This window comes from uncultured Anaerofustis sp. (genome assembly GCF_938029165.1).
Taxonomy (GTDB): Bacteria; Bacillota; Clostridia; order Eubacteriales; family Anaerofustaceae; genus Anaerofustis.
This window is the reverse complement of record NZ_CALHFB010000039.1, coordinates 61,005-85,728: the sequence shown is the minus strand read 5'-3', so window position 1 is coordinate 85,728 and position 24,724 is coordinate 61,005. Positions and strand designations below refer to the sequence as shown.

Sequence of the window (24,724 nt, the reverse complement as noted above, 5' to 3'; positions counted from 1 at the left end):
TCATAACATATTTATAAAAAATTGTCCAAATATTGAGGTAATTAAATGAAACAAATCAAATCATTTTTAATATATTTAATAGCATTTATGTTTTTTATATTGCTCAGTGCATCATTTTGCAGCGAGAAATACTTAAACGAATCATATTCTGTAAATCTTTCGTCCAAGACGCTTTATTATGCTTTTGCGGGTAATTTGTCCGATTACCTGGAAGGTAAGATCACGGACGATGATGATTTGAATTTAAATAATGTGGATAAGGATTATTCCAAGACTTTTTCGGAAGGGGAAAGCGGAGATGAGATCTTAAGTTATAAATTGATCCTTTATTATTTGGATTATCTTTCCGATACTCCTAATAATACTTTTGATTCCACGACTACAAAAGCAGTAAAAGAATATCAGACAAGCAGAGGGATAAAAGAAACATCCAAGCTTGATAAATTAACTATGCAGACTCTGGATAATGAAGTTGTGGATTATAAGGCCGGTAAATCCAGTGAAGATATTAAGAAATATAATTATATTTTGTATTATCTCGGCTATCTTCCTAAGGAACCTAACAGTACTTATACTGCCGAAACAAAAGTAGCTTGTGAAAAATATCAAAAAGAAAGAAGCCTTCCTGTTACGGGAACGATGACACCTCAAACAAGAAGAAGTCTCGACAGCGAAACTTTGACTTATAAAGAAGGTCATAAGGGAGATGTCATTAAAGATTATCAGGAAATTTTAATAAGGACAGGGTATTTGAAGGGAACTTCCAGCGGAACGTTTGATGCTAAGACTACTGCTGCGGTAAAAAGTTACCAGACTAAAAAAGGATTAAGTGTAACAGGTAATTTAGATACAAAAACGATGGACTCATTAGATAATGAACATTAATAATTAACATTTAAAAGCACCTAAATATGGTGCTTTTTTGTTAGTGAAATAATGTTTGATATAAAGATGAATTATATGATAAGATTTTTTATATATTATTTGACTATGATATTTAATATACTAAAATGGATTTTAAATAGGCTATAACTGACTATCTAAATAACTATAAGTAGAATAAAAGAAAAATACGTTATGGTAATTCTTATAAAATAAAAGTAATAGTTTAACTACTCCTTTTGTTTTATACGAAATTTAAATTATAAATATTTTAATATGATTTTTATTTACTATATTAAGGTAACAGTGATAAAATAAATATAATATAAACAGCGAGGTGAAATAATGAAAAGTTTAACTGACACATTTAAATTAAATAACGGTTATGAAATTCCGTGTATAGGCTACGGAACATTTCAAACTCCTGACGGTGAAAGTGTTGTAAACGGAGTAAAGGAAGCTATCAAGGCAGGGTACAGACATATAGATACCGCTTGGTTCTATCAGAATGAAAAAGGGGTAGGACAAGCTATAAGAGAAAGCGGAGTAAAGAGAGAAGATTTATTTATTACTAGCAAACTTTGGAACAGTGATAGAGGATATAAAAGTGCAAAAGAAGCATTCGAAAAGAGCATGGATAATTTAGAACTTGAATATCTTGATTTATATTTGATACACTGGCCCGCAAACAAAAAACAGTTTGAAAATGCGGAGGAAATAAATGCAGATACATGGAGAGCATTTGAAGAGATATATGAAACGGGAAGAGTAAAAGCAATAGGGCTAAGCAATTTCTTACCTCATCATATAGATGAATTGATGAAAACGGCAAAAATCAAACCCATGGTAAATCAAATAGAGTTTCATCCGGGATTTGCTCAAATCGAAACGGCAAAATACTGCATTAAAAACGATATTGTCGTAGAGGCTTGGTCTCCTCTTGGAAGAAAAGATGCGCTTAGTAACGAAACTTTGATTGAACTGTCAAAGAAATACAATAAATCAGTGGCGCAGATTTGTATAAGATGGGTGCTTCAGCATAATATACTTCCTCTTCCAAAGTCTGTTACACCAAGCAGGATAATAGAAAATGCAGATGTGTTTGATTTTGAAATAAATAACGAAGATATGAAAGTAATAGATAATATACCATATTGCGGAGGGCAGTGTGCAAAACCTGATGAAGTAGATTTTTAAATAAATTGATTTACGGAGCTTATTAAAATAAGCTCTTTTTTTTAATATTTATTTAGCTGTTGACTTAAAATTTTTATTTGGTTATTCTTTAACTATGAGGCGCGTCTTGAATAATAAAAGGAGATATATCATGTATCATTCAAGATTTAAAAATAGTTATTATGATGCCGGATTTAAGTATGGTAATTTATTATTTAATAATGGGAAATCCCTTAATAAATCTCATATTTTAAATTTGAGCGAAGAGAAAAGAGACTTTACGATTAGGAGTATTGAAATTTACAAAAGGGAATATCCTAAGGTCCTTGAAGAAATAAGAGGGATTGCCGACGGGCAGCGAATGGAGTTTTTAGACCTTGCATGCTTTATTCTCGGTATGTATAATTTTACTTTGGAAAATTACTGCAGCTGTGTTGTCGTCAAAAACGGAGAAGATATTATTTTCGGAAGGAACAGTGATTTTTTAGTCGAATTGGAACATCTTTATGAAAGCTGTTATTATGATTTGGATAACAGTTATTCATTTATAGGAAATACTACGGCAGTAACGCAGATAGAAGACGGTGTAAACGAATATGGGCTTGCCGCAGGACTTACATTTGTTTATCCTACGGTTAAGAAACCGGGAATAAATGCCGGACTTCTAATAAGGTATATACTTGAAAAATGCAAAACGGTTAAAGAGGGTATAGACGCTTTAAAAAATCTTACCATATCTTCAAGTCAAACGATAACTCTTGCAGATAAGTATGGTGATATGGCAGTTATCGAATGTAACTGTAATGAAATGGAAATAATAAAACCAAAAGGAAATGAAAATTTTATTTATACAACAAACCATTTTAACACTGATAAAATGCAAAAATACAATCCTCCAAAGGCTTTTAAAGGGGAAGATCTATTTTCAAAAAAGAGATACGAAGTTTTAAAAGATGTATTAAGTAAAAATAAAAATCAAGACTTTTCATTCATTAAAAACTTGCTTAGCGGAAAATATGGTTTTATGTGTCAGTATGACAGAAAATTGGGGGCAGATACGGTGTGGTCTTCGATATATTTATTGAATAAAAATAAAATATATATATGTGAGGGGAATCCTTCGAGGAAAAAGTATAAAGCAGATGAAAGACTTAAATTTAAATAAATGGAAAAGGACTAGTTTTTGCTAGTCCTTTTCGTTGGGTTTTTATCTATGAAAATAATTTATATCTTGGCTCTCTGTTTAAGGTAATACTCATATTTTGTAATATGCATTTCGATATGATTTATTATAAAATCGTTTAGCGGAACAAATTTTTTAACATAATTTAATTCGCCTTTTAATTTGTTCAGATTATCATATGTCCTCATTACCATATTCAAATCCGTTTTGTTAAGAGAAAGTACATCCATTTCAAGTTTCGATAAAGTTCTTATTAACGAATCTTTAAGTGATGCGATATTCTCATTTGTAATTTCATTTATACTGCTGTCGTATAAATTATCCTGCTTAACTTGTTTTTTGTTTTTGAAATAGTAGTTATTTTTACTCATTTCCCCATACCCCTTTTTATAAAAAAATTATCAATATTAATAAAAACATGTTATGAACTAATTATACTACGGATATAATGGTAAATTTTGTCGGTTTGTTGATATTATATTGCTTCAAAATTGACATTTATTTGATTAGTTACCTATTACAATCAATGTAAGGGCTAAATCACTTCGATAAATTGCTCTGTTTGATATCTTTATAAGTTCGAGGTATATTTTGACTGCACTCATATCAAAGCTTTTTAGCTTAACGGAAAAATCAGAAGAATTTAATATTGGCACAGCAAAAAATACGTTTTCAAAATTTACTTTGCTTTTATCCAGATACTTGGATACTTCAAATATAGTTCTTGATTCCACATCACTTCCTATATCAATAATTGTGTTTATGACAGATATTTTATAACTACCCTGTTCTCCGTCAAAGAAAATGGGAACTTTACTCATATCCAGGTTTATGGAATTGATTGTGCTTTTTATATCATCTATTTTATTATTTGCACTGTCTATTTGTTCTTTGAATATATTCATTGAAGGTGCTTTGGTTAGCTCTGTGGAACTTACATCGTTTGTTATGTAATCTTCGCTTTTTATTTTCTCAAGTTCGGATAATTTATCTTTTATTTTATTTTCTTTATTATCATATTCTTCTTTTGTATAATAATTTTCTTTATCGCTTAATTTTAAATATGTATCATTTGCTTCCTCTTTAGATAATATGTTATTTTGTATATAATTATTTAACATTTCGTTATTTTCTGTGACTACATTGTCCCATGCTGTTTTGGGATAATATGCTTCATATTCGTCTAAGGAATTCTTCTTTGCTTTAAGTGTAAATTTGTTTTCTTTTAACATTTTTATTACATCCTTTCTTCTTTCATGAAAATACTTCTTGTATCATAAGCTCTTGCTTTCATTTCATTTTCAAAATATCTTATATTTTGCTTTTCTATCTCTTTGTTTTTTCTGTTCATTTCTTCGATCAATTTATCGCTGTTTTCTATTCTTGTTTTTAAGCAGTAGTAATAAGTCCTTATGTCTAAATGTTTATAGGGAACTGTAAAGCAAAAAGTTCCCATTTTATTAAATACATTATGCACTTCGTATCTGTTTTTATTGGTATTTAACACTATAAAATAGCCCTCATCGATTTCTTTTAATCTGTTTGAAATATCAAATAAGTCATTTTCTATCAAGATAAAATATTTACTCTTTGAAAACAGCTCTTTTATTTTGTTTTTTATTTCTCTTTTCATCTTTTCTTACTTCCTTATTTTCTTTAAATTCTTTCTTTAAAAAATATGATTTTGTCTTTATCCTGCTTTTATGTTCATATTCTTTTTCTAAATATTCTCTTCCTTTCATCGTTTTCTCCTTAAAAATAATAAAAGACAAGAAACTTCTTTCTCGTCTTTTTTATATTTTAAGTATAATATTACATTTCTTTATATGCAATGACGAGAAATTACACTTTTTTTATTTCTTTTTTTATATATATTTGTGTATAATAGTAGAAAAGTCAGCGAGGTAGATTATGAATATACAGTGGTATCCCGGTCATATGGCTAAGGCTACGAGACTTATAAAAGAGGATCTTAAAAATGTCGATGTTATAATAAAACTTCTTGATGCAAGAGCGGTCATAAGAAGTGAAAATAAAGATTTTAATAAAATAATTAATCAAAAGAAATCTATAAAGGTATTTAATAAAACCGATTTGGCAGATGACAATAAAACTGCACAGTGGATAAAGTATTTTAAAGATAACGATGAAGATGTTTTCTTTGTAGATGCTTTAAATAAAAAAGGACTTAATGATGTTGTTAACTACTTAAACGATATAAAAGTCAATTTCAGGGCAAACAGGGAAGTCAGAGCTATGGTTGTGGGGATACCTAATGTGGGTAAATCCATGTTTATCAATGCGATAACAAAAAAGTCAAATGCGAGAACTGGAAATAAACCGGGAGTAACTTTATCCAAACAGTGGATAAAGGTAAAAGGGGAGTTCTATTTGCTTGATACGCCGGGGGTACTTCCTCCTAAATTTGACAATATCGAAGACGGAGTTTGTCTTGCTTCGATCGGTTCCGTTAAAGAAACCATACTTGACAGGGAGGAGCTTGCTTTAAAGTTAATAGAATTCCTTATAGATAAATATCCAAATGATTTGATGAGCAGATATAAACTTGAAAGCGTGGATAAATTACCTCTAGAAGTATATGAGGATATAGGCAGAAAAAGAGGGTTTTTATTGAAAGGCGGAGAAATCGATTATTTAAGGACGGCGGTAACGATCCTTGATGAATTTAAAAACGGGAATATAGGTAAAATTTCATTTGACAGTGTAAATGATTTATAGGAGATAGTTATGATAGATATTACAGGAATAAGTGTCAATAAGTTAAGAAAGATGTTTTATGATATCAAAGAAGACGAGTATCTTGATTATATAGAAGCTTTTATGAATGACGGAAGAAGAGAAGTCAATAAATTTGGTGAAAGACTTATTAAGAAAAACGAAAAGTACCAAATGGAAATCAAGAGGATAGAAAATATAAAAGCCTTTGAAAATTCTCTTCATGATGACGGGTATAAATATATAGCGGGTATCGATGAGGTCGGAAGAGGACCTTTAGCAGGCCCTGTGGTTACTGCCGCTGTAATACTTCCAAAAGAGAGTAATATCTTATATATAAATGATTCTAAAAAATTGAGTTCTCAAAAAAGGGAAGAACTGGCGGAAAAGATAAAAGAAGAAGCGATAAGTTATGCTATTGGTATCAAAGATAACAATATAATTGATAAAATAAATATTTTAAACGCGACCAAGGAAGCTATGCTTGCAGCTGTCGATAAACTTAGTGTAAAACCGGAAGTTTTATTGATAGATGCAGTGCATTTAAATACCGATATCAAGCAGGAATCATTTGTAAAAGGTGACGAAAATATATACTCTATAGCTGCCGCAAGTATAGTAGCAAAAGTTTACAGAGATAAGTTAATGGAAGAATATGCTAAGGATTATCCATGTTATGGATTTGAAAAGAATAAAGGATATGGTACTTTTGACCATATTGAAGCCATAAAAAACAATGGATTATGTCCTATTCACAGAAGTTCGTTTACAGATAATTTGGTTACGAATACTGTTCAAAAAGGTAAGAACTATGAAAAAGTAGTTTGTAACTATTTGGAAAAGCACGGTTATGACTTGCTTTACAGAAATTATAAATGTAAGTACGGCGAAATAGATATAATTATAAAAAAGAAGAATATAATTGCGTTTGTGGAAGTAAAAGGCAGACATAAAAATTTAATCGAACCCAGAAAATATGTAAATGAAGATAAGCAGAAAAAAATCGTTTTAAGTGCAATGAATTACCTTAAAGAAAAGAATATAGAGGATTGTTCTTATAGATTTGACGTGGTAGAAATTATAGATAAGACCAGAGGTAGCTTTGAAATAAATGTAATCGAAAATGCATTTAATGCGGATGTCATTAAATAATTGTATATATTTCCGGTACTTTTCAAAATATTTAGAAAATTGTTGAATTTTTAGCCGAATTAATGTAAGATGTAAATGATATTATTATTTTGGAGGACGTGTATATAATGGAATCTGTTCTACTGGATAAAATTAGAAAATTAAATGAAATATTAAAACTCACAGCCACGGAAGTCGTATCTTTTGACGCTTTAACAGAGCAGCTAAGCAATATATTGAATGTTAACGTATATATATCAGAAAATGACGGAACTATTTTAGCTTATTCCACAAGCGATAGATTTAAATGCGGACTTACTTATTCTTCTCATGAAGAAACTCATTTCCCTGATAATTTTAACAATAAATTGCTTTCTTACAATGATACTGTAGAAAATGAATATGATGAAAGTCCTATATGTACATTCGGAGATCAAGGTCCTTGTGTTTATAAAGACAGATATATGACTGTAGTCCCTATAAACGGTTTAGGGGAAAGAATGGGTACTTTGCTGTTTTCTAAGTACGGCGGTAAATTTAACGATGATGAAATAATCCTTTGTGAATATTCCGCTGCTATAGTTGTAATGGAACTTTTAAGATATGTTCAGGATCAGCGTAAGAAAAATGATGCAGATGTTGCGGCAGCAAAGATGGCTCTTTCCACATTATCTTATTCCGAAGTGGAAGCCGTAAGGATGATATTTAAAGAAGTCAAAGACGAAGGGCTTGTAGTGGCAAGCAAGATTGCAACCGAAGCTCAGATAACTCGTTCCGTTGTTTCAAATGCACTTAGAAAGCTGGAAAGTGCAGGTATAATCGAAACAAGAAGTCTTGGAATGAAGGGTACTTATATCAAAATATTAAATCAGGAACTTCGAGCTCAGCTCAATATTTAAGACACTTTATTAAGTGTCTTTTTTATTTATAAAGTTTATATAAATAGGATATATAATAAATAAAAAACGACCTCTGCTATAATAGTAATGAGTTTTGAAAGATATATTATTATAGAAGAAATTGTTTTTAATTTAAACTTTATTTTATTTATTTAAAATATGGAAGTTATTTTAAATATGATATAAATTGAGCTAATTTTTTTTTGTTAAAATCATAATAAATACTTTTAATTATATGATTAAAATAGTTATGGAGAATTGCCAATGCTTATAGGTATGGATAAAATTTTTTTGGATTTATTTTATAACTACTAAAAATTATTTATTTAAAATTTATTCTATATTTACTTATAAAAGATATCTCTGACTTTTTTTATATATTTATAATTTTAATGTTAGTCATGTTACTCTATGTTGTTTACAATAACTTTTAAATAACTTTGAATTAATTGATTTACCAGCGTTATATCATACATAAAACTGATTAAAATTTATAGATATTTTTCATATATGTTTTTTATCCAATCACTTAGCCGAAATGAATATAAATTTAACTTTATATTTTACATATAGTATGTTTCTATGTTATATCATATATTTTTCTCGTTGTCTTCTTTGTTTTTTTATATTATTCTTTTATTATGAATTTTACATAAATAATAATTAAAATAAGATTAAAATCGCCTTATATGGCTATAATCTAAAAAGGCAAATATTGACTTTTAAACTTTTATATATTAGTATTAGGGAACAATCATAAAGAGGTTAATATGGATAATTTAGAGAAAAAAGAATTTAAAAAATATATACTGCTGATAAGTTATGCAATCGTATTTTATTATGTAGTAACAAACTTAAGTAAAGTACTCGGAGTAGTCGGAACGGCATTTGGTATTTTATCTCCTTTCATAATAGGTTTTGCACTTGCTTTTATATTAAATAAGCCTTTTGTGTTTTTCAGAGATAAAGTTTTAAGTGTACTTATAGATAAAAAAAAGAAGAAAGAAAGGGTAGGGCTTAGATCCGGACTTGCAATACTAATAGTATATGTCCTTGTTGCACTTTTACTTGTTATACTCTCTTCTTTCGTAATCCCTCAGCTCGTAACGAGTATTTCCGGACTTGTGGATTATATCCCTCAGTATTCAAAAAATTTGTTTGATATGATAGATAATGTGATGGATAAATTCATAATCAACGAAACAATGCTGGATACGATACAAAAGGCAAGCACGACAATTATATCTACTATGAAAACCGTGCTTTCGGGGGCTGTGCCCGCAATAGTTTCATTTGTATCTAATTTTGCATCAAATGTTATAAATATCGCTATTGCCGTTATTGTATCGATTTATCTTCTTATTGATAAAGATCATTTGATTTATCAGTACAGACTGCTTATAAAGGCGTTCTTCAGCGAAAAGAAAGCAAAAAGGATACTTGATGTTTCTGATTTGACAGCAAAGACATTTTCCGATTTTATAGGCGGACAAATTATAGATGCTATAATAATAGGTGTCTTATGTTCTATCGGTCTGGCTGTACTTAAAATACCTTATGCGTTATTAATAGGTACGATAGTAGGCTTTACCAATATCATCCCATACTTTGGTCCTTGGATAGGTTCGATACCTTCGGTCTTGATATTATTTATGGTAAGACCGTTCTATGCTTTGATATTTATAATATTTGTAGTAGTCCTTCAGCAGGTGGACGGGAATATCATATATCCTCATGTAGTCGGTAATTCGGTTGGGCTTGGTGCATTATTTGTTACTTTTTCGATAATAGTCGGCGGCGGTCTCTTCGGTCTTCTCGGAATGATTTTGGGAGTTCCGACTTTTGCGGTATGCTACACATTACTAAAAGAAAAAGCATACAAGAATTTAAAGAAAAAGAATATTACAAAAATATAATATGCCTTGACAAAGGTATGTTAAAAGTTATAAAATATTTATTTAGATAAAGACAAAGGAGATACTTAATATGTTTACTATGATTAATCCCCCTATTAACGAATTACTTGAAAAGGTTGATAATAAATATGTACTTGCAATGTTAGTGGCAAAGCGTTCCAGAGAGTTGTTTGACGGTGACGAACCTATGGTTGATGAATATTTCGTTAATCTGATCACTACAGCTGTTGAAGAAGTATATGAAGATAGAATCGGTTATTATTTAATTGAAGAAGGAGACAGAAAATATAAAGTTCATAAGAGCGTAGATTTAAATGAAATGTTAAACAGTTCTTTATAATTTTCTCTTTTATAAAACAATGATAGCAAATGTTTTAATAGATACATTAGGTGCTATAGGCGATAAAATATACGATTATAAAATACCTGAAAACTTAATAGACGAAATAGAAATAGGCAAGAGGGTTCTTGTCTATTTTGGTAGAGGAAGTAATTTAGTTCCCGCACTGGTCATAGGAATATGTGAAACCAGTGAATATGATAATGATAAATTAAAAGAAATAAGTGAAATATTAGACGATGAAGTGATTGTTCAGGGTTATTTGATAGATATGATCAAATATATGAGGGACAATTATTTTTGTACATATGTCGACGCTTTAAGATGTGTGATACCTTCTCTCGAACAGGTAAAGAGAAAAGAAATATATACTTATATAGAAAATGATAAAGAAATAAACGATGAATATAAAGCTATTATTGACTTAATAATAAAAAGGAAAGGCGAAGCAAGTTTTGATTATATAAAAACTAAGCTTAAAATTTCAAAAGAAGAGTTAAAAGAACATATTTCTTATCTTAATAAAAGAAATATAATAAAAAAGGAAGTTATTTATCATGTAAAAGAAGAAAAAATGGATGAAATCATTTCTTTAAGCGGTAAATATAATACTATAGAAGAATATTTGTCTTGTGTCAGAAAGAATGCAACAAAGCAAGTTTCTGTTCTTAAATCATTGGAAAAGGGACCTTTGTTATACGAGACGTTGATTCATAAGGCAGAAGCAAACCGAGGTATCATAACAAAGCTTGAGGATTTGGAGCTAATCAAATCCGAGTTCAAAGAAAAAAATGATGAACTTGATTTAAGTATCCCCGATGAAGATAAAAAAGTTGAGCTGAACGATGAGCAAAAGAACGTATTGAATACTTATTTAAATGAAGAGGACACAAATAAATTCCTGCTTCACGGTGTTACCGGAAGCGGAAAGACCGAAGTATATATAAAAATGTTCAAAGAGCAGATAAATAAAGGCAAGCAGTGTTTATTTCTGGTTCCCGAAATTGCTCTTACTCCTCAGATGATGAGGAATATATATTATAAATTTGACGGGGACGTTGCCATAATGCATTCTAAGCTTACTATGGCAAGAAGGATAAAAGAATGGGACAAAGTAAGGAGCGGTAAGGCTAAGATTGTACTTGGGGCAAGGAGTGCTTTATTTATGCCTTTTAAAGATTTGGGTCTTATCGTAATAGATGAAGAACATGAAAATACTTACAAATCATCTCAGACACCCCGATATGAAACAATAGAACTGGCTAATTTTATTAGTGACAGGATAGGTGCCAAATTGGTTTTAGGAAGTGCGACCCCAAGCGTAGAGAGTTATTATAAAGCTTTTAAAGGTGAGTATAAATTGCTTGAAATGGAAAACAGAGCCAACGGAAAAGATTTCCCCGAAGTTCAGATAGTGGATATGACCGATGAGATGAGAAGCGGGAACAGGAGTTCAATAAGTAGGACTCTTTCTAAGAAGATAAGGGAAAGACTTGACAGAAAAGATCAGATAATCCTATTTATGAACAGAAGGGGATTTTCAACTTACGTTTTTTGCAGAAAATGCGGATATATAGAACAGTGTCCTAACTGTGATGTCTCCCTTACCTATCATGCAAATACAAATTCTCTGAGATGTCATTACTGCGGATATGAAAAAAGAGCTCCCGAAGTATGTCCGAACTGTGGAAGTGATAAAATAAAAAAAGCGGGAACCGGGACGCAGAAAGTCGAAGCGGCGGTAAGAACACTTTTCCCCGATGCTAAAATACTGAGAATGGATTTTGATACGACGAGAAAAGCGGGGAGTATGGAAAAGATACTTTCGGATTTCAGAGAAGAAAAAGCGGATATTTTGATTGGTACACAAATGGTTGTAAAGGGGCATGACTTTGCGAATGTTACGCTTGTTGGGATACTCCTAGCCGATACCGCACTGAATTTTCCGGATATAAATTCTCCTCAGAGGACTTTTCAGCTTTGTACTCAGGCTTCGGGAAGAGCGGGAAGAGCAAGCAAAGAAGGTGAAGTCGTAATGCAGACTTATATGCCTAAAAACAAGACATTGGTATATTCTTCAATGCATGATTATAAAAGTTTTTATGCTTATGATATCGAGTATAGGATGAAGATGAATTATCCGCCATTTACTGAGATTTTGGGAATATTTGTCGCTAATGAAGACGAAAATAAGAGTGTCCTTCATATTAATCATGTATATAAGAGGATAGAAGAGCTTTTAAAAGGAAAAAACAGAGAAGATGTAAAATTATATCAGCCAATGGACGCTTTTATACATAAACTTAAAAATAAGTATATTATGCATATACTTTTAAGGTATAATAAAGATGATGAAATAAAAAAAGAAATAAGAAATATTTTTAATGATATAAAAAGGGAAGTGGATTCTAACGTTTTTGCGGAAGTTAATCCGGTCACTTTACTATAGGAGGAATATATGGCACTTAGAACAATAAGAGTTACGGGAGACGAAATATTAAGAAAGATAAGTAAAGAAGTTAAAAAAATCACACCAAGGACTTTGGAACTTATAGATGACATGTTTGAAACTATGTATGATGCTCAGGGTGTCGGTTTAGCCGCCGTACAGGTAGGTGTGCTCAGAAGGATAGTAACGATCGATGTGGGAGACGGTCCCGTTGTTTTAATAAACCCAGAAATCATTTATAAAAGTGAAGAAGAATACTTGGAAGCGGAAGGCTGTTTAAGCGTTCCCGGTGAACAGGGATATACTTATAGACCGGAAGAAGTAAGTGTAAAAGCTTTGGACAGAGACGGAAATGAGAGAGTAATCGAAAGTAAAGACAGATTTTTTTCAAAAGCTATTTGTCATGAACTTGAACATTTAGACGGGATTTTGTATACGGATAAAACCGTAACGCCTACAAAAGAACAAATAGATGAAATGATTAAAGAGAGAGAACGCGAACAAAAACGAATTGAAGAAGAAGAGGAATTATAATGAAAGTTGTTTATATGGGAACACCCGATTTTGCGGTAGGACCTTTAAAATCTCTCATTGAAAGCGGTCATGAAGTAAAACTTGTAGTGTCACAGCCTGACAAAAAGAATTCCAGAAGAGGAAATAAAGTTATATACTCTCCCGTTAAACAATGTGCTTTGGATAATGAAATAGAGGTTTTTCAGCCGAACAGAGTAAGTGATGATGAAAGTTATGAGTATATAAAATCATTAAATCCAGATGTCATTGTGGTATGTGCTTACGGACAAATCGTTAAATTAAATATCTTGAATTTAGCAAAGTTTGGATGTATTAATATACATGCATCACTGTTACCTCATTTAAGAGGTGCTGCACCGATACACAGAGCTATTATAAACGGTGATAAAGTGACGGGTGTCACTACGATGCAGATGAACGAAGGTCTTGATACCGGGGATATGCTTTTAAAAGAAGAAATTGAAATCGGTGATGATATGACTGTAGGTGAACTTCATGACAGAATGGAAGCTGTCGGAAGTAAACTTATCGTCGAAACTTTAGATAAGCTTGAAAAGGGTGAAATAACTCCGGTAAAGCAGGATGACAGTAAATCTACTTATGCGAGTAAAATCACAAAAGAAGATTGCCACATAGATTTCAGTGAAAATGTAAAAGATATATATAACAAGATAAGAGGATTAAATCCGTTTCCTTTAAGTTATGTTAACTTAGATGAAAAAAACATTAAAATTTATGAAAGTATCATTAAAAATGAACTATCAAATGAGAAATGTGGTACAATTCTCTCATATAATAAGAAGGATAAAGCCCTTTTTGTAGCTGCCAAGGACGGTATTATAGGGATAAAAGAACTTAAAATGCAGGGAAAGAAAAAAATGGATGCAGCCAGTTTCTATAACGGAAACAGGGATATTATAGGAAAAGTATTTAATTAAAAGGAGATAAGAATAAATGTTTTATTATTATTACGGAGAATACTGGATTTTACTTCCGGCTATATTGCTGACACTTTATGCTAGTTTTAAAGTAAATTCTACATTTAGGAAATATTCTAAAGTAGAAAATTCAAGAGGAATAACAGGTTATGACTGTGCAAGAAAAATCCTTGATTCCAACGGACTTAATGACGTTGAAATTCAAAGGGTAGAAGGAAGTATGACAGACCACTACGACCCAAGAAGCAGAGTATTAAGATTATCTGATACTGTGTTCAATGTGGATTCCATTGCTGCTGTGAGCGTTGCGGCTCATGAATGCGGTCATGCTATTCAGCATCAGCAGGGATATGCGCCGCTTACTATAAGGAATACTATAGTTCCTGCAGTAAATTTGGCTTCCAGCTTCTCATGGATATTGATACTTTTAGGTTTATTTTTCAGTTTTTCAAACCTTATAACCGTAGGTATCATTTTCTTTGCTGCAACAGTTGTGTTTCAGCTTATCACTCTTCCTGTAGAGTTTAATGCAAGTAGCAGGGCTCTAAGGATTATTTCCGATATGGGTATAGTTTACGGAGGAGAAGAAAAAGCGGCTAAAAAAGTACTAAGTGCGGCGGCTCTTACTTATGTAGCGGCAGCTCTTACAAGTATTTTACAATTATTGAGACTTATACTGATATCAAGAGACAATTAATTTAATATAAAACAAAGTAAACGAGGAACTAATTAAATGGCGAAGAACATTAAAATCTCTCCTTCGAGAGTCAGTGCTTATAAAGTATTGAATGCAGTATTGATGACGGGTGCTTACAGCAATATTGCTCTGACGAAACATCTTGCTTCAATAAAAATAGAGGCGGACAGACGTCTTTGTACTAATATAGTTCACGGAGTTATAAAGAAGATAAATAAGCTTGAATATATTTTATCTACTCTTTCAAATACTCCCGTCAATGAACTTGATAATAGGGTTAAGATAAGCTTATATATCGGACTCTATCAAATAATTTACCTTGATAAAATCCCCGAGTATGCTCTTGTAAACGACAGCGTAAATCTGGTAAAAATGTTTGTCGGAAAGAAGACTTCGGGATTTGTGAATGGTATTCTTAGAAATGCACTTAGGAAGAAGAAAGAATTAAAAGAAATTGAATTCAATGATTTCTTTGATATAATGTATTATGAATACGGATTTAAAAGAGCTTTGAGTGAAAAGCTCTTATTGTCATATAATAAGGAAGAATTGATAGAGTATGCTAAGTATTCAATGCTTCCTCCAAACGTTACCTTAAGGGTAAATAATCTAAAGACTAACAGAGAAGAACTTAAAAATAGATTTAAAGAAAAAGGATTTCAGGTAAGAGATACATTTGTTCCCGAAGGGATAGAAATACTTTCTCACTTGAATGTGACTTTACTGGAAGAATACAAAAAAGGCTTTTTCTCTATTCAGGACTGTGCGGGAATGGTTGTCGCTCATACTTTAGATGTCTCTAAAGATATGAAAGTTCTTGATATGTGTGCGGCACCCGGCGGGAAAAGCATGCATACCGCAGAACTTATGAATAACAGCGGGAATATAATTTCCTGTGATATATATCCCAAGAAGCTTGAAATAATGAATTTTAGGATGAAACAGCTTGGTATAAGTAATATCATGACTAAAAAACATGACGGAACGGTTTTTAATGAGGAATATGTGAATAAATTTGACAGGGTAATTTGTGACGTTCCATGTTCGGGTTTTGGAGTTATTAGGAGAAAACCTGAAATACTTATTTTTTATTCAAATGAAAAGATTGAAGAAATAAAAAAAGTTCAGCGTCAGATATTGGAAAACGGTATAAAGTACCTTAAAAAAGGCGGAGTGCTTATTTATTCAACTTGTACCATAAATAAAGAAGAAAACGAAGATATAGTTTATAGCGTATTAAAAGAATATGAAGATATGAAGTTAAGTGAAATAAAACTTCCTTTTGATTTTGATTATGATAAAGATAAAGCCGGTGAGGGTATACTTAATATAAGCGGAGATAAAAACAATATCGACAGCTTTTTCATAGCAAAATTGACTAAAATTTAAAGGTATTATATAATTATACGGAGGTCGTATGACTAACTTATTCGGATTGAATTTAGAAGAAATAGAAAAAATAATAGTCGAAAAATATAAACAACCAAAATTCAGAAGTACACAGATCTTTAAATGGTTATATAATTCTTATGTAAGCAGTATAGATGAAATGACAAATCTTTCTTTAGACTTAAGAGAAAAATTAAAGAAAGAGTTCTATATAAGTCATTTAAAACTTGAAAAAGAATTTAAAGAAGAAAAGAGCAACACGACAAAATTTCTTCTAAAGACCGAAGATGATATATTGATTGAATGTGTTCTTTTAAACTATGAGACGGGTGCTACCCTTTGCGTTTCAACTCAGGCGGGATGCAGGATGGGATGTGTGTTTTGTGAATCCGGTAAATGCGGACTTATAAGAAATCTTACAAAAGGGGAAATTTTAGATGAAATTTATCTTGTGAGTGAGATAGAGGGAATAAGGATTTCCAATATCGTATTAATGGGAAGCGGAGAGCCTTTGGATAATTATGACGAAGTTATCGGTTTTTTGAAGTTAGTAACTGATGAAAATACACTGAACATGTCTAAAAGAAGCATAACTCTTTCTACCTGCGGTATAAAGGATAAGATATATTCTCTGGCAGACAGCGGTCTTGATATAAATTTAGCGTTATCGTTACATGCTCCTTTCCATGAAATGCGGGAAAGTATGATGCCGATAGAAAGGGCTAATCATATAGAAGAAGTTTTGGATGCGACTTTTTATTATCGCAGTAAGACAGGCAGAAGAATTACGTATGAATATTGCTTAATAGAGGGGAAAAATGATACAATAGAATGTATAGATAAACTTTATGACTTATTTAAGGGGACTGATTCTCTTATAAATGTCATAGGAGTAAACGACAGCTCTAAAAAAAGAGTAAATGATAAATATATACATGCTTTTGTGGATAAACTTAGAAATAAGGGAATAAATGTTACAATAAGACGCAGACTCGGCAGCAGTATAAATGCAGCCTGCGGACAATTAAAAAGCAGATATTTAAACGAAGAGGTATAAATATGAAATTAGTTGGAACCAGTGATGTTGGTATGGTTAGAGATATCAACCAGGATAGTTTCTTAATGCTTGAGAATAAAGAAAAAAACATAATTGCTTTCGGTGTTGCGGACGGACTTGGAGGTCATAATGCCGGAGAACTAGCAAGTGCCCTTTGTATGGATATACTAAGGGAATATTTTAATATATCCAATAAAGAATACCAGGATATGAAAAATGAGGTAAAAGGTATCATAGAGTATGCCAATAAGAGGATCCTTGATTTCGCGAATGAAAATGAAGAAGCACAGGGGATGGGTACGACTCTTACTTTATGTATATATCATGACGGTATAGGTTATGTGGTTCATATAGGTGATTCAAGATGTTATAAAATAAATAAAGAAGAAATCAAGCAGATAACCGTAGATCATTCTTTGGTATCTCATATGGTCGCAAGCGGAGAAATAACAAAAGAAGAAGCCGAACATCATCCAAATAGAAATATAATCACGAATGCTCTCGGTACACAGGAAGAATTTTTTATTGATACTTATGACCTCGAACTTGAAAAAGGGGATATAGTTCTTATATGTTCGGACGGACTAAGCGAACACGTTACAAACGAAGAAATAATGGAAATAGTAAATAACAATGATTTAGATGAAGCTAAACATTTACTTATAGATAAAGCCAATGAAAACGGCGGTACAGATAATGTAACAGTAGTATTGTTCGACGGAGGAATAGAATAATGATGATCGGAAGAGTTTTAAACGACAGGTACGAAGTTGTTCAGTTTGTCGGTCAAGGCGGTATGGCAAAGGTTTATTTGGGATTTGATAAAGTTTTAAACAGAGATGTTGCCATAAAAATCCTTCAGGAAGAATTTAACGACAATGAACAGTTTCTAAATAAATTTAAAAGAGAAGCTCAGGCTGCCGGAAAACTGTCTCATCCTCATATCGTAAATATTTATGATACCGGAAATGACCATGATATATATTATATCGTAATGGAATATGTCGACGGCGGTACGCTTAAAGATTATATAAATGCAAAAGGTAAATTAAGTTACAGAGAAAGTATAAATTATGCCTTGGCTATTGCTTCAGCACTAGGTCAGGCACATAAAAACAATATAATACACAGAGACGTCAAGCCTCAGAATATTTTACTTACAAGAGCAAAAAGACTTCCCAAAGTAGCGGACTTCGGCATTGCCAGAGCCATTACATCATCCACTATGACAATGGTAGACGAAACTATGGGAAGCGTTCATTACTTATCACCTGAGCAGGCGAGAGGCGGATATCTCGATGCGAGGTCTGATTTATATTCTCTCGGTATTCTTCTGTACGAAATGGTTACGGGAAAACTTCCTTTCGACTCCGATTCTCCGGTTGCTGTCGCATTGATGCAGATACAAGAAGATATTGTACCTTTAAGGGAAATAGATCCTAATGCACCTAAAGGTCTTGAAGTCATTATTCAAAATCTGACTGCGAAGTCTCCAAATGACAGATATCAGGATACATTGGAGCTTATCGAGGACTTAAAAAAGGTAAGGGCTGATTTTAATGCACATATCAACAGGATAGGTGCGGAAGATACTTCTCCGACAGAAAAAATCCCTATCATCAGGGACGAAGAAATTGAACAGGTGCCAAAGAGAGTCCCTTTGGAAAATAACGATAATTTCGACGAATTAAGAGAAAAAGATAAGAAGAAGAAAAAGAAGGATAAAGGTAAGAAAAAGGGATTTAAAAATTTACCTTTAAAGATGAAAATCTTAGCTATTATCCTGGCAGTCATGCTTGTATCGGGGGGAGTATTTGCGGGTACCAGAATATTCGCAAAAGAAGTTACTGTTCCCAATATAACAAATATGACGCAGCAGCAGGCTGAAGCCGAACTTGCAAAGGTCGGTTTGAAAGCGGCAAGTCCCAAGATGAAAAATTCTGTTGATGTAGAGGAAGGAAAAATCATTTCCCAGTCTCCGAAACAGGGAATAAAAATAAAGACTTATCAAAAAGTGGAAATAGTCGTTTCAAGCGGTCCTGCGGATGTTAAAGTTCCTGATGTAGTAGGAGCACAGCAGGAAGAAGCGGAAAGTAAAATTACCAATACAGAGCTTGTGGTAAAAGTTGTCAGCGAATACAGAGATGACGTTAAAAAAGGCGAAGTCTTTAAACAAGAACCAAGTGCCGGAGAAGAAGTCAAACAAGGAAATACTGTAACGATTTATGTAAGCAAAGGCGAAAATAAGGTTACAATGGAAAGTTTGACGGGGATGTCTCTAAGTGACGCAAAAGCTAGGATCAAAAAGCTTGGTCTCAGTGTTGGTGAAATATCATATGAAACAAGCAGCAGATATTCAAAAGATGTCGTTATAAGTTCATCACCTGAACAATATGAAGAAGTGACAGTCGGTTCAAGCGTAGATTTGACCGTAAGTAAAGGTAAGCTTCAAAAGAAAAGTATGTCTATAGATATAGGTGATTATTCCAACAGTACCGGAAAAAGGGTCAAAGTGGAAATAGTATATGTCGACCCTGACGGTGGGACTTCTACCGCATACAGCGGAAGAGTCAAGGATACGGATATAGTAAATGTAACCTTTGAAGGCTACGGAGTAGGTTACTATAAGGTTTATATCGACGGTTCCGAAAAAGGTAATGGAGGAATAGTTACTTTCTAATATGTTAAAGGGAAAAATATTAAAGGGAGTAGGCAGTTTTTATACTGTCTACTCTTATGAAGATAAAAAGGAATATACTCTTAAAGCAAGAGGTATTTTCAGAAAACAAAAGATAACTCCCACTGTCGGTGATGAGGTTTTATTTACTGCGGTAAATACCGATGAGGGAAGTATAGAAGAGATAATTGAAAGAAAGAGCCTTTTAATCAGACCGAGTATATCGAATGTGGATAATATAATTATTGTCTGTGCAGTTAGGGAACCTGATATAAGCTTTTTTTTATTGGATAAGATGATAATCAATGCCAGTATAAAAAATGTCGATTTGACTATATGTTTTAATAAATGCGATTTGGCAGATGAGGCTTTAAAAGATTATTTAAAGGAAGAATATAAAAATTCCGGTTTCAATTTGATTTTTACAAGCAATGTTACCGGAGAGGGTATATCTGAAGTCAGGTCTTTACTAAAAGATAAAAGCAGTGTGTTTATGGGCGTATCAGGTGCGGGAAAATCTTCACTTATTAATTCTCTTTTTGAAGGATATGATTTAGAAACTTCTCATGTAAGCAGAAAAATCAAAAGAGGCAGACATACGACAAGACACAGTGAACTGTTTATGGAGGATGAAAACACTTTTATTGCAGATACTCCTGGATTTTCATCTTTGGAAGTTTTTGATGTTGAAAAAGAGGATTTGTATCATTATTATAATGAATTTATACCCTATATAAACTGTAAATTTCCAAACTGTGTGCATATAAATGAGCCTGTATGCGGTGTTAAAGATGCTATAAAAGAAGGTAAGATAAGCAAATTAAGATATGATACATATAAACAAATATACGAAGAAATCAAATCAAAGGAAAATAAGTATTGATGAAGTATTTACTTATAAGCGGAGCTGAAGTAGAGGATTATAAATTTTTAAAAAGTGAAATAGAAGACTATGCCCCTGATTTTATAATAGCTGTAGACAGAGGTGCCGATCATTTAAATAAAATAGGTATCAAAGCCGATTTATTGATTGGTGACCTCGATAGTATCAGTGATGATTTAAAAGAAGTATATAAAGACAAGATACTTAAATTAAAAGTGGAAAAAGACGATACAGATACTGCGGTAGCTTTGGATTATGCAGTTAAGAATGATGCTGATGAAATTAGGATCTATGCTTCGGTAGGTTCAAGGTTTGACCATACTCTAGGAAATGTTCTTATTTTAAAAAGAGCATTGGATAATAACATAAAGTGTAAATTAATAAATGAGCAAAACGAGATAGAACTTCACTGTGAAAGCTTTATTTTTGAAAATATGATAGGTTCGACTACATCCTTTTTTGCTATGGATGATGATGTTATTATTACTTTAAAAGGGTTTCATTATCCTTTAAATGAATATAGATTAAATAAATATGACCCTATTGCCATAAGCAATAAAGTTGAAAAAGAGAGAGCCGAGGTATTGTTCACCGGTGGGAATGTTCTTTCTGTCATAGCAAAGGATAAATAAATAGGTAAATTTTTTAAAAAATATGTAAATAAGTTTGCATTTGATATAAAACTTTGCTATAATAATGTGTACTGTGAAGAAGTAAGAAATAATGTTTTAGATATAGGAGGAATCGAAATGCCTAAAGAATGTTATGTATGTGGAAAGAAAATAACTAGCGGTCATCAAGTTAGTCATTCAAATATTCACACAAAAAGAACTTGGAAACCTAACTTGAAAAAGGTTAGAATCGTTGAAAATAATACTGCAAAAAATGTACAAGTTTGTACTAGATGTTTACGTTCTGGTAAAGTTGAAAAAGCTTAGTAGAATTAATTTATTATAAATAAAAAAAGATAGTTATAAACTATCTTTTTTTATTACCATTTATTATGTGTGAAAGTTTCCCTAAATATATTGAAAAAGCAGTAAACAACTCCGGCAATAACTAAGGCATACCAAACCCATTTAGGAAAGACTAATACAAGTAGAACAAATATTATAGCAGCTAGTAAACAATCTATGATCATTCTATCATTCTTACAGTTCATGTTCTTTCTTTCCCTCCTTATTATTTATACTATATAGTATTAAAATTTCGAAAAAGTGTGACTTTGTTTTACAAATAGAAATGCAATATAAATGTTTACTAGATTATAAGAATTAAAATTAAGACTTAGAATATCATAATATATATCTTATATATAAATTGATTTAATAAGCTGTATAAACTATTCTTTAAGTCAAATTAATATTTTTGCTTATAATAGCTTCAATTAAATAATATTTAATATAATGGTATAAAACTTAATTCAGTAATTATTTACTTTTTTATGTTTATATTATTTATACAATTAAAGTTTTAAGGTATTTATGAAAAAGATCATCCGTTTTGTGATTATATAAATGAGAACAAAAAAAGAACATAAAATATTAAATTTATTATGTTCTTTTTTTATTTAACTGATTTTATAATAAAATATATCAATAATTATTCTCTATTTCTCTTATTTTATCATATAAATAATCGTTAAATGGTGTTGGTATATCATGTTTTTTCCCAAGTTTTCTGATCGTTCCCGCAAAAAGCTCTACCTCGGTTTTTCTTTTCGCTTTTGTATCCTGTCGCAGTGAGGGCATGTTTTCGGGATTTAGGGTATCCATCAAATCCATCCAGTCGTTTATTTCATCTTCCGTAAGTATTATCCCTTCCGCTTTAGCGACTTTCGATACTTCTCTCATTGTTTCCATTACCATATCTTTTGCTTTTCCTTCTTTTTGGATACCTCCGTAGCCGGTCTCGAATACCGCACAGACTTGATTGACTGCATCGTTGAGCATGAGCTTACTCCACATTTTATGCATTATGTCAGTTGGTATTTCATATGGAAGATTTGATTTTTTTAATACTTCCTCTACACTTTTTACATCTTCTGTTATCTTATTATCTTTGCTTCCAAAGCAAACTACTCCCGGCTTTGATAAGTATATTTTATTTCCTTCCTTAACCGTGTCCATTCCGTGAACTTCGCAGTATAGAAGATGTTTATCTCCATAGTATTCTTTTATTACATTTTCACTTTCTATCCCGTTCATCACGGAAATAAAAACAGTGTCGTCCTTTAATATATTCTTTAAACTTTTTAAAGCCTCATGAATCCCAGTAAATTTAACTGAGAGTATTATCAAATCTGCTTTTAAAGAAGTATTTTTATCCGAAATAAAATTAAACTCATGTTTATCATCATTTACATAAAATTTTAAACTTTTATATTTTTCTACTCTGTTTTCATCTGCTATTAAGTATACATTTTCTTTTCCCATTCCTTTTGATAGATAAGAAGCATACATAAGTCCCAGAGCACCTGCTCCAGAAATAAATACATTTTTTATATTCATAATAAATCTCCTTTAAGGTTTCATTATTTTAATATTTTAACACAAAAGTAATTTATTTGGTTATGCTTTAGTGTTAATTATAATCTTTACAATGAAGAAATGATAAAGTATAATAAATGAATAGAAATTTTAAGGTAATATATTTAGAAATTTAGGGGACAAGATGAAAAAAAGTAACTTAAAAAAGAATTTAGCTTTTATAATTCCGATAGCGGCAATATTATTTTTTATTGTGTTTAAATTATGTACTATGGATATTTCAGGGGCTACTTTGAAATATGACTTAAAAGATAATCCTGACATGGTCAAAGTTTTGACAGAGGCGAAAACTGACAGTAAAGCTCTTATTATAAACGGTAATAACGATGATTTGAATTATACCTGGACTTATGATAAGGGTAAAATTACAGATACAAAGAAGACTAACCTTGAAATCAAACCTTATACTAAATATAAGAAAAATATAGTTAAAACTCTTGGGACATCTAATATTACCGTTTTTACATACAATAAAGATATAAATTTGAACGGTTCGCCCAGACTTACTTTTAAAGAGGTAAATACAAAGGGGAATGCTTATTTATTTGAACTTAAAAACGGCAAAGTATCATATGTAAAAGATACGGTAAGCAATGATAATGATATTACATTTGATGTAACGAAAACCGACAATATCTATATTTTGGCGAACGGAGTAAACAGTAAAACTCTAACATCAGTAAAGAAAAAAGCGGTATCATTAAAAGCAGAAAATAAAAAAGAAAAAGAGAAAATAGAAAAAGATACAAAAGATAAAAAAGAAGAGAGTAAAAAGACAGCCAAAAAATCTTCTTCAAAAAAAGTAAATAAATCTTCAAGTGATAAAAAGAAAAAAGTTTCTAAGAGTAAGATAAAAAAGAGCAAGGGTTCTCCGATAAATTTGGATGAACAAAAAGTAGATAAGAAAACTACTCTTAGCTGTACTTTAACTGTTGAATGTAGGGATATCCTTGATAATAAAGATAAATTAAAAGAGGGAAAAGAAAAAAATGTTCCAAAGAACGGATATATTTACGGTCCGAGAAAGGTTACTTTTTATGACGGTGAGAATGTATATGATGTCTTGGAAAGAGAAATGCGTAACAGCGGTATACCTTTTGACGCAGACGGTTACACAGAGTATTCTTCGGCTTATGTAAGAGGTATCAATAACCTTTATGAATTTGATTGCGGGAAATCTTCGGGGTGGCTTTATTATGTGAACGGAAGCAGACCGAACTTTGGATGTTCCAGATATGTATTGAATGACGGAGATAATATCCACTGGGAATTTGATGTTAAGTAGGTG

The 24,724-nt window shown here is 31.6% G+C and carries 25 protein-coding genes; 20 read left to right on the top strand and 5 right to left on the bottom strand.

Translation table 11 applies throughout. The features are described from left to right. Positions 1–45 precede the first annotated feature (45 nt). From Q0516_RS05100 to Q0516_RS05090, 3 genes are all read left to right on the top strand, one after another. The gene (locus Q0516_RS05100) at positions 46–885 is read left to right on the top strand and encodes a peptidoglycan-binding domain-containing protein (RefSeq protein WP_294463845.1); all 840 of its coding nucleotides are present in this window, start codon (positions 46–48) and stop codon (positions 883–885) included. A gap of 342 nt (positions 886–1,227) precedes the next feature. Continuing rightward, on the top strand, positions 1,228–2,079 hold the full coding sequence (locus Q0516_RS05095; RefSeq protein WP_294463844.1) for an aldo/keto reductase: 852 nt from the start codon (positions 1,228–1,230) through the stop codon (positions 2,077–2,079). Positions 2,080–2,209: 130 nt separating this feature from the next. Further along, positions 2,210–3,223 carry a C45 family autoproteolytic acyltransferase/hydolase gene (locus tag Q0516_RS05090; protein ID WP_294463842.1) on the top strand — a complete coding sequence of 338 codons (1,014 nt, stop codon included), beginning with the start codon at positions 2,210–2,212 and terminating at the stop codon, positions 3,221–3,223. Positions 3,224–3,282: 59 nt separating this feature from the next. On the opposite strand, the gene Q0516_RS05085 is transcribed toward Q0516_RS05090, so the two are convergent. From Q0516_RS05085 to Q0516_RS05070, 4 genes are all read right to left on the bottom strand, one after another. After that, complete coding sequence (locus tag Q0516_RS05085; RefSeq protein WP_294463840.1) at positions 3,283–3,612, bottom strand: hypothetical protein; 330 nt, start codon at positions 3,610–3,612, stop codon at positions 3,283–3,285. A 135-nt stretch (positions 3,613–3,747) separates the two neighbouring features. After that, positions 3,748–4,473, bottom strand: a complete 726-nt coding sequence (locus Q0516_RS05080) for a hypothetical protein (protein WP_294463838.1) — start codon at positions 4,471–4,473, stop codon at positions 3,748–3,750. Positions 4,474–4,478: 5 nt separating this feature from the next. Beyond that, positions 4,479–4,874, bottom strand: a complete 396-nt coding sequence (locus tag Q0516_RS05075) for a hypothetical protein (protein ID WP_257480974.1) — start codon at positions 4,872–4,874, stop codon at positions 4,479–4,481. Continuing rightward, the gene (locus Q0516_RS05070) at positions 4,825–4,983 is read right to left on the bottom strand and encodes a hypothetical protein (RefSeq protein ID WP_257480975.1); all 159 of its coding nucleotides are present in this window, start codon (positions 4,981–4,983) and stop codon (positions 4,825–4,827) included. The genes Q0516_RS05075 and Q0516_RS05070 overlap by 50 nt, the downstream gene beginning before the upstream one ends. 169 nt (positions 4,984–5,152) lie before the next feature. Here Q0516_RS05070 and ylqF point away from each other — a divergent pair, with 169 nt between their 5' ends. The 16 genes from ylqF (at position 5,153) to rpmB (ending at position 21,825) form a co-directional block, all read left to right on the top strand. Further along, positions 5,153–5,980, top strand: coding sequence for a ribosome biogenesis GTPase YlqF (gene ylqF / locus Q0516_RS05065; protein WP_294463830.1), 828 nt, complete (start codon positions 5,153–5,155; stop codon positions 5,978–5,980). 9 nt (positions 5,981–5,989) lie between these two features. Further along, a complete protein-coding gene (locus tag Q0516_RS05060; RefSeq protein ID WP_294463828.1) occupies positions 5,990–7,129 on the top strand; it encodes a ribonuclease HII in 1,140 nt (379 codons plus the stop codon). Between the two features lie 107 nt (positions 7,130–7,236). Next, complete coding sequence (gene codY, locus Q0516_RS05055; protein ID WP_294463827.1) at positions 7,237–8,007, top strand: GTP-sensing pleiotropic transcriptional regulator CodY; 771 nt, start codon at positions 7,237–7,239, stop codon at positions 8,005–8,007. Between the two features lie 770 nt (positions 8,008–8,777). Then, on the top strand, positions 8,778–9,923 hold the full coding sequence (locus Q0516_RS05050; protein WP_294463826.1) for an AI-2E family transporter: 1,146 nt from the start codon (positions 8,778–8,780) through the stop codon (positions 9,921–9,923). Positions 9,924–9,993: 70 nt separating this feature from the next. Further along, positions 9,994–10,263 (top strand): DNA-directed RNA polymerase subunit omega, encoded by a 270-nt coding sequence (rpoZ, locus tag Q0516_RS05045; RefSeq protein ID WP_007049513.1) that lies wholly within the window; start codon positions 9,994–9,996, stop codon positions 10,261–10,263. A 19-nt stretch (positions 10,264–10,282) separates the two neighbouring features. After that, positions 10,283–12,712: a primosomal protein N' gene (gene priA / locus Q0516_RS05040; RefSeq protein ID WP_294463823.1), complete on the top strand. Its 2,430-nt coding sequence runs from the start codon at positions 10,283–10,285 to the stop codon at positions 12,710–12,712. Between the two features lie 9 nt (positions 12,713–12,721). Then, positions 12,722–13,246: a peptide deformylase gene (def, locus tag Q0516_RS05035; protein ID WP_294463820.1), complete on the top strand. Its 525-nt coding sequence runs from the start codon at positions 12,722–12,724 to the stop codon at positions 13,244–13,246. Beyond that, positions 13,246–14,184, top strand: a complete 939-nt coding sequence (gene fmt, locus Q0516_RS05030) for a methionyl-tRNA formyltransferase (RefSeq protein ID WP_294463818.1) — start codon at positions 13,246–13,248, stop codon at positions 14,182–14,184. The genes def and fmt overlap by 1 nt, the downstream gene beginning before the upstream one ends. A gap of 16 nt (positions 14,185–14,200) precedes the next feature. Beyond that, positions 14,201–14,881: a zinc metallopeptidase gene (locus tag Q0516_RS05025; RefSeq protein WP_294463815.1), complete on the top strand. Its 681-nt coding sequence runs from the start codon at positions 14,201–14,203 to the stop codon at positions 14,879–14,881. Positions 14,882–14,917: 36 nt separating this feature from the next. Beyond that, positions 14,918–16,270: a 16S rRNA (cytosine(967)-C(5))-methyltransferase RsmB gene (rsmB, locus tag Q0516_RS05020; protein WP_294463814.1), complete on the top strand. Its 1,353-nt coding sequence runs from the start codon at positions 14,918–14,920 to the stop codon at positions 16,268–16,270. Positions 16,271–16,298: 28 nt separating this feature from the next. Then, positions 16,299–17,327 (top strand): 23S rRNA (adenine(2503)-C(2))-methyltransferase RlmN, encoded by a 1,029-nt coding sequence (gene rlmN, locus Q0516_RS05015; RefSeq protein ID WP_294463811.1) that lies wholly within the window; start codon positions 16,299–16,301, stop codon positions 17,325–17,327. A gap of 2 nt (positions 17,328–17,329) precedes the next feature. Further along, complete coding sequence (locus Q0516_RS05010; RefSeq protein WP_007049520.1) at positions 17,330–18,061, top strand: Stp1/IreP family PP2C-type Ser/Thr phosphatase; 732 nt, start codon at positions 17,330–17,332, stop codon at positions 18,059–18,061. Continuing rightward, the gene (pknB, locus tag Q0516_RS05005; RefSeq protein ID WP_294463803.1) at positions 18,061–20,007 is read left to right on the top strand and encodes a Stk1 family PASTA domain-containing Ser/Thr kinase; all 1,947 of its coding nucleotides are present in this window, start codon (positions 18,061–18,063) and stop codon (positions 20,005–20,007) included. The genes Q0516_RS05010 and pknB overlap by 1 nt, the downstream gene beginning before the upstream one ends. A gap of 1 nt (position 20,008) precedes the next feature. Then, the gene (gene rsgA / locus Q0516_RS05000) at positions 20,009–20,887 is read left to right on the top strand and encodes a ribosome small subunit-dependent GTPase A (RefSeq protein ID WP_294463801.1); all 879 of its coding nucleotides are present in this window, start codon (positions 20,009–20,011) and stop codon (positions 20,885–20,887) included. Continuing rightward, the gene (locus tag Q0516_RS04995) at positions 20,887–21,519 is read left to right on the top strand and encodes a thiamine diphosphokinase (protein WP_294463799.1); all 633 of its coding nucleotides are present in this window, start codon (positions 20,887–20,889) and stop codon (positions 21,517–21,519) included. Before rsgA ends, Q0516_RS04995 begins: the two co-directional genes overlap by 1 nt. A 117-nt stretch (positions 21,520–21,636) precedes the next feature. Continuing rightward, entirely contained in the window at positions 21,637–21,825 is a 189-nt protein-coding gene (gene rpmB / locus Q0516_RS04990) for a 50S ribosomal protein L28 (RefSeq protein ID WP_117532399.1), read from the top strand. A 657-nt stretch (positions 21,826–22,482) separates the two neighbouring features. Here the strand turns inward: rpmB and Q0516_RS04985 are convergent. Beyond that, positions 22,483–23,397: a ketopantoate reductase family protein gene (locus Q0516_RS04985; protein WP_294463794.1), complete on the bottom strand. Its 915-nt coding sequence runs from the start codon at positions 23,395–23,397 to the stop codon at positions 22,483–22,485. A gap of 163 nt (positions 23,398–23,560) precedes the next feature. Between Q0516_RS04985 and Q0516_RS04980 the strand changes: the two genes are divergently transcribed. Continuing rightward, positions 23,561–24,721: a DUF4430 domain-containing protein gene (locus Q0516_RS04980; RefSeq protein WP_294463790.1), complete on the top strand. Its 1,161-nt coding sequence runs from the start codon at positions 23,561–23,563 to the stop codon at positions 24,719–24,721. The last annotated feature ends 3 nt before the right edge of the window (positions 24,722–24,724 follow it).